The organism is Thiocapsa sp. UBA6158, assembly GCF_002423035.1.
Classification (GTDB): Bacteria; Pseudomonadota; Gammaproteobacteria; order Chromatiales; family Chromatiaceae; genus Thiocapsa.
In genome coordinates this window covers 1-5,518 of sequence record NZ_DIUM01000024.1, presented here as the reverse complement: position 1 = coordinate 5,518, position 5,518 = coordinate 1, and the positions used below count along the sequence as shown (strand labels likewise).

General features: G+C 63.9%; 6 protein-coding genes and 1 pseudogene. 4 read left to right on the top strand and 3 right to left on the bottom strand.

Going from position 1 to position 5,518, the window contains the following annotated elements:
* Positions 1-376, top strand: a pseudogene (locus B4N44_RS03840) (hypothetical protein); the annotation flags it as partial.
* Positions 373-735, top strand: a complete 363-nt coding sequence (locus B4N44_RS19870) for a DUF6399 domain-containing protein (protein ID WP_414718112.1) — start codon at positions 373-375, stop codon at positions 733-735. The pseudogene B4N44_RS03840 and the gene B4N44_RS19870, both read left to right, overlap by 4 nt.
* Here B4N44_RS19870 and B4N44_RS03835 read toward each other — a convergent pair.
* Positions 642-1,982, bottom strand: a complete 1,341-nt coding sequence (locus B4N44_RS03835) for a sigma-54 interaction domain-containing protein (protein WP_296697107.1) — start codon at positions 1,980-1,982, stop codon at positions 642-644. The genes B4N44_RS19870 and B4N44_RS03835 overlap by 94 nt on opposite strands.
* A gap of 266 nt (positions 1,983-2,248) precedes the next feature.
* Between B4N44_RS03835 and B4N44_RS03830 the strand changes: the two genes are divergently transcribed.
* Both B4N44_RS03830 and B4N44_RS03825 read left to right on the top strand, forming a co-directional pair.
* Positions 2,249-3,763, top strand: coding sequence for a multiheme c-type cytochrome (locus B4N44_RS03830; protein ID WP_296697105.1), 1,515 nt, complete (start codon positions 2,249-2,251; stop codon positions 3,761-3,763).
* 31 nt (positions 3,764-3,794) lie between these two features.
* Positions 3,795-4,460, top strand: a complete 666-nt coding sequence (locus B4N44_RS03825) for a c-type cytochrome (protein ID WP_296697104.1) — start codon at positions 3,795-3,797, stop codon at positions 4,458-4,460.
* Positions 4,461-4,809: 349 nt separating this feature from the next.
* On the opposite strand, the gene B4N44_RS03820 is transcribed toward B4N44_RS03825, so the two are convergent.
* Both B4N44_RS03820 and B4N44_RS03815 read right to left on the bottom strand, forming a co-directional pair.
* Positions 4,810-5,004 (bottom strand): hypothetical protein, encoded by a 195-nt coding sequence (locus B4N44_RS03820; RefSeq protein ID WP_296697103.1) that lies wholly within the window; start codon positions 5,002-5,004, stop codon positions 4,810-4,812.
* 26 nt (positions 5,005-5,030) lie between these two features.
* On the bottom strand, positions 5,031-5,210 hold the full coding sequence (locus tag B4N44_RS03815) for a hypothetical protein (protein WP_296697101.1): 180 nt from the start codon (positions 5,208-5,210) through the stop codon (positions 5,031-5,033).
* Positions 5,211-5,518: the final 308 nt, after the last annotated feature.

The window sequence follows — 5,518 nt, the reverse complement described above, 5'->3', positions numbered from 1 at the left end:
CGATCATCCCTACGAGATCCAACAGGGACAGGCGCAACCCCCCGAGCAGTTGGAGGCGCGTCTGGGGACGCTGTTGACGCGCCTGGAAGCGATCGCCGCGGAGGCGGATCTGTCCGAGCGCCTCTGCGGACATCCGTCCAAGGCGAAGCGCCTGACCCATAGCCTCGTCGCCACGCTGACCTTCTTCTTCATGATGGTCAACACCCGGGTGCAGGCGATGGACCTGGCACCGGCGATCGAGCAGGCGATGCTCGACGACTTCATCCCGGCGCTCGATCTGGAGCGCGCCGCCGCGCGCAGCACCCGCGCCGAGCCGCGTCATCGACTCCGGGCACTGAGTGCGCAGCGCCTCGCCGCGAGCAGCCCTCGCACCTGATCCAGTCGCTGGATCCGCCGACCCGCCACCATCTCGAGCAGGTCGCCGGGGGGTGTGCCGATCTGTTCCAGCGCAGCAGCTCGTGTGTCGAGGGGCGCAACGGCTTCCGTGCGCTCGATCGGCATGGGCATCGAAGCCGCGCGACCAGTCGATGTCGGCCGCGATCGTCGGGAAGAAGAACTCCAGAAACGAACGCCGCCAAGCCTCGAGCAGATCCTTTCAGGGGGAATCATAATCGTCGCGACGCTCGCGCGCCCTCGATGGATCAATCCATCTGGAGCCGCTGCATCCAACGCCAGAGGGTGCTGCGGTCGATGCCGAGGATCTGGGCGGCGAGCGTCTTGTTGCCCGAGGCCTGACGGAGTGCCTGTGCGATGCGGGTGCGCTCGGCGATGTCGGGCTGCACGGCTGACGGCTCGGGGCCCCGGCGGGCGGCACAGTAGTCGCGCATGCAGTCCGGGAGACTCTCCGGGATGATTTGCCCGTCGACCGCACAGATCACGCTGTGCTCGACGGCGTTGGCCAGCTCGCGCACGTTGCCGGGCCAGGGGTAGTTCATATAAGAGTTGAATGCCTCGCGGCTGATTGTCAGGGCACCCGGATAGCCCCGCATCTCCAGCCGTTTGAGGATACCCTCCAAGACCAAGGGGATATCGCCCGGGCGATTGCGCAGCGGCGGCACCTGCAACTTGACCACCGCGATCCGGTAATAGAGGTCGGCGCGAAACTCGCCCTGATCGACCAACCCACGCAGATCGCGGTTCGATGCCGAGACCACCCGGACGTTTGCCTGGACGGTCCGATCCGAGCCAACCGGCTCGTAGCCTCCATCCTGCAACACCCGCAACAGCTTCGGCTGGAGCTCTCGGGGCAACTCCCCGATCTCGTCCAAAAAGAGTGTTCCGCCGTCGGCAGCCTTGAAGCGCCCGACGCGGTCCTTGTAGGCCCCGGTGAAGGCCCCTTTGACGTGCCCGAATAGCTCGGTCTCGATCAGCGAGGCGGGGATCGATCCGCAGTTCACCTCGATGAACGGCTTGTCGGCCCGCTGGCTGCGATGATGCAGCCGTCGCGCAAGCTCGGTCTTGCCCGTTCCCGATTCACCCTGCAGCAGGACCGCTGCATCGCTACCGGCCACCAGGTCGAGACGCTCGACCAGGCGAATCATGTCCGGATCCCTGGCCACGAAATCCAAGCTGTCCGATGCCTGAATCACCGCGGATAGACGGCGCTCGGCCGTGATGTCGCGCAGCACGATCATGCGAAGCTGAGGACCCTGACCAGGCAGCGAGACGAGACTGGAGTTGATCCGAAGCCAGCGCGGGGCACTCTCGACCCTGATCTCGGCGTCGAACTGAACCTTCGCCTCGCAGTAGTCCCCATCGCCGCTCGCCTCGCGAAGTCCGGCGCGAATCAGCGCCGCGCGGAGGTTGTATTGACCGAGCCGACTCAAGACCAGTGGGGCCGACTCTTCGGCGAGACCGAACAGCTGCCGCACGGCCCGATTGTGAATCAGCACATGGCCGTGGCGGTTCGTGACAATGACGCCCTCTTGGATCGGGTCCAGCAGGGGCTGGAGCAGATCCAGAAGCCCGCGTTGGTTGATCATTGGTGCTCCTCATCCTGGTGGGGCAGGGCCAGCCGCATGGACCCTGCAACAGCGCAACACCTCATCCGGTGAACGTCGAGCCAAGCGCTTGTTTTTACAAGACGCCCATGACGGCGTGTTTTTTGCTTTACCTCTCGCGCACGATTATGACGGCGTAGAACCGTCTTTCGGTTGGCGATGCAGCGGCAGCGGGCCAGCGACCCGAAACCGCGCGACCAGCCAACGTGTCTGGCCAAGAAGCTACTCCAAAGGAGAATCCGATGTTCATGAGATCCGAATGCGCCATACGGCGCTCGAGCGCAGGCGTGCTTGCGCTCGTCCTCGTTGCGTCATGCGCCGCACCTGCATTCTGCAGCGACGTCACCGCGACTGCCACACAGGACAGACCCTTCCCGCCCTCGTACGTCAGCATCGAAGGTCATCGCCAGCTCAGTCCGGAGGACTGGAAAGACCCCCGACTCTGTGGGCAGTGCCACACCACACAGTACCAAGGCTGGAATGGATCGATGCACTCCAACTCGTTCAAGGATCCGGTGTACCAAGCGCTGTGGGCGCTCGCCGTCAAGGCGAATCCGGAGAATCTCAATCACTGCGGAACTTGCCACAGCCCGATCGGCATCACGACCGGCACAGTTGAATTCCACCCGGACCAGGGCCTCCATGGGGCCTTTACCGCACCTGCAGTCGCGGAGATGGGGGTCTCGTGCGATGTCTGCCACACCATCTCGGGGACCAATCTGCAAAAGACAGCGGTGCTCGAGCATGGGAATGCCTCGTTCATCGTCGACCCGGGCCAAACCAAGCGGGCAACGCTCGATGACGCGGTCTCGCCGTTCCATGAAACGGCCTACTCGGAGCATCACGGCCGGGCCGATTTTTGCGGCAACTGCCATCAAATCTTCCACCCGACGAACAACTTCCCGATCGAACGAACCTATGACGAATGGAAGTATTCGATCTACGCCCAAAACGGGATTCAATGCCAGGATTGCCATATGGTGCCGGTCGATATCGCGATGCGCGTCGCCGATGAGATGAAGCGTCCCGAGGAGCTCGACGAGCCGTCCCTGGAAGGATTCGCTGCGCTGGGCGGACCTTGGCGGAAGGTGGTGCACACCCATGCGTTCATCGGCGGCAACGCCGTGATCACTGAGCTTCTGAACGCGCCCGATCCCGACGGGGTCAAGCCCGAGGATCTGGGACGTGACGGGAACGCCTTGGAGGCTATCAAGCGCCTGCAGACCGTCGCCTCACTGAAGATCGATGTCACGCCGATGGGCGAGCAGCTCCAGCGCGTCAAGGTGAAGGTCACCAACAATCGCGCCGGACATCACCTGCCGACCAGCTTGACCGAGGTGCGCCAGGTGTGGCTCGAGGTCGTGGTCACCGACGACCAAGGCCGCGAGCTGCTGCGCAGCGGGACGCTCACCGATGAGAATCGGTTGCCGCCGGACACGGTCATCTTCAACAACCATGCGGTCGACAAGGATGGCAAGGACACCATCCTCCCGTGGGAGGTCGCGCGCTTTTCGGAGATGAATACCATCCCACCGAAGGGGTATCGGTATGGGACCTACTACTTCAACCTCCCGCAGGACGCCGGCGAGATCAGCGTGCGTGCGAAGTTGCACTACCGCTCGTTCGACCAGAGCGTTGCAGACCTGTTGCTGGGCGAAGGCGCCGTGCAGGTGCCATCGGTCGAGATGGTCAATCTCGAGGAGCGCATCCCGGCCGCGGCCTTGAGCGCGCCGCAGACAGCGCAACTCGAGCCCGCCCCGTGAGACGCCCGGACCACCCAGGAGTAACCGAATCATGAAAACAATCCTTATCCTGAGTCTTGGACTCGTCGTCGCGGCTGCGGCCGCGACGGCCGACGATAACGCGCCCTTCGTGTGGAGCCGCGCGAGCCTGGACCTCATCGCCTCGGGCGACCCCGTCCGTGGCGAAGAAATCGCCGGAAAGGTCAGATGCAGTAAATGCCATGGCGAGACCGGGGTCAGTGAAGACGACGAGACCCCAAGCATCGCGGGTCAGGTACGTGCTTATACGTACAAGCAACTGGTCGACTACAAAACCGGGCTGCGCGACAGCTCGGACATGGCGAAGGCGGTCCGCAAGTTGAGTCATCAGGACATGGCCGATCTCGCGGCCTACTTCGCGACGCAGACGCCCGAGGCGCCCGCAGTCACCGAGCCGGTCCCGCGGCTCGTCGCCTTCGGCGACGAGAGCCGCTTGCTCTTGCCCTGCGCAGTCTGTCATGGCGAGAAGGGCGAAGGATGGGGCGATCAGGTCCCGTCACTCGCCGGTCAGAAGATCGACCATCTCATCGAGACCATGACGGCCTATCGAACGGGCGAGCGCGCCAACGACGAGTTCGCTCGGATGCGCTTTATCGCCGGTCAGCTCACGCCAGATGAGATCAACGAGGTGGCGTTGCACTACGCGGCAGCGCGTGTGGAGGAAGACGACGACGAGTGAGCCCTCGACCCGAGACGGACCGGGCCGGCACTTCGGATTCACTGCCGCGGGGTAACCGGTAACCCTGCGGCGTCCTTCCGAACGCATGGGATGGGCGGGCAAAATGGTGTCGTGGGAGATGCTGCGCCCGGGATGATCACGTCTTGGCATGCAGGCGCTTGTGCAACAGATAAAAGCTCGCCGTGCTCCGGCTCCCTGCCCGCGCGTGCGGTACATGGCCTCTATGTCCTGAATCGAATGTTTAGGCCGAGGAGCCGGATGCCCGAATCAGGCACGTCCGGATCTGTGGGAACCGCGGGTGAGCGATCACCCGCGGTCACCCGGCGGCTTTTTCAGGCGCTGTCCCTTTTCATCCATCGCTGTGCTCGTCCGAGTGCTCCACCTGTGCCTGTACCGCCGTCAACCAGACCTCGCCATCGGCATCATCGAGCAGGCCTTCGCCGAGCTGCTCGAGGGTCTCCGGCGCCCGAATCAGCGCCAAAAGAACAGCGGCGGGCTCGGCGACCGCGTCTCCGAAGCGACGCCGAGCCAGGCGCTGCAGCAATGCGCGTTCCGATTCCAGGCCCCGCTCTATCCCTTGCGCATGCCGATTCGCTCGGCCGTGGTGACGTATTGCATCTGCTCCGCCTCTTCGAGGGCTTGAATGGCCCGATGGTAGTCGTCCTCCAACGGCTCGGGCAACGTCATCACCCAGTCGATGAAGGCATACAGACTCAACACCTCGTCGCGGCTCAGGCCGAAACGGTACAAGACGCCGGGTCAGCCCGATCTTGCGATCCAGTCGCGCGGCCGGGTCGCGTTTGGTTGCGGTGGCGGCCAACTGCGCCAGGACGACCAGCGCGAACGGGTTGGCACTCGCCTCCAGCTCGACCGTGCGGGTCTTGAAATCCAGCAGCTTCACGACCGGAAACACCAGCACCGCCTCGCAGCCTCAGAGTGCATGACGATAGCGCTTCGAGCGCCAGGCGTGCCGCTCATCGGCCAGGATCACCAAGGTCGCGACCGGACGATCGTAGCGGTCCATCAGACGCGAGTGATCCTAAAAAGAGCAGTTGACG

Coding starts and splice junctions, on each gene's coding strand:
- B4N44_RS03835 (WP_296697107.1), bottom strand. CDS start 1,982: ATGATCAACCAACGCGGGCTTCTGGATCTGCTCCAGCCCCTGCTGGAC.
- B4N44_RS03830 (WP_296697105.1), top strand. CDS start 2,249: ATGAGATCCGAATGCGCCATACGGCGCTCGAGCGCAGGCGTGCTTGCG.
- B4N44_RS03825 (WP_296697104.1), top strand. CDS start 3,795: ATGAAAACAATCCTTATCCTGAGTCTTGGACTCGTCGTCGCGGCTGCG.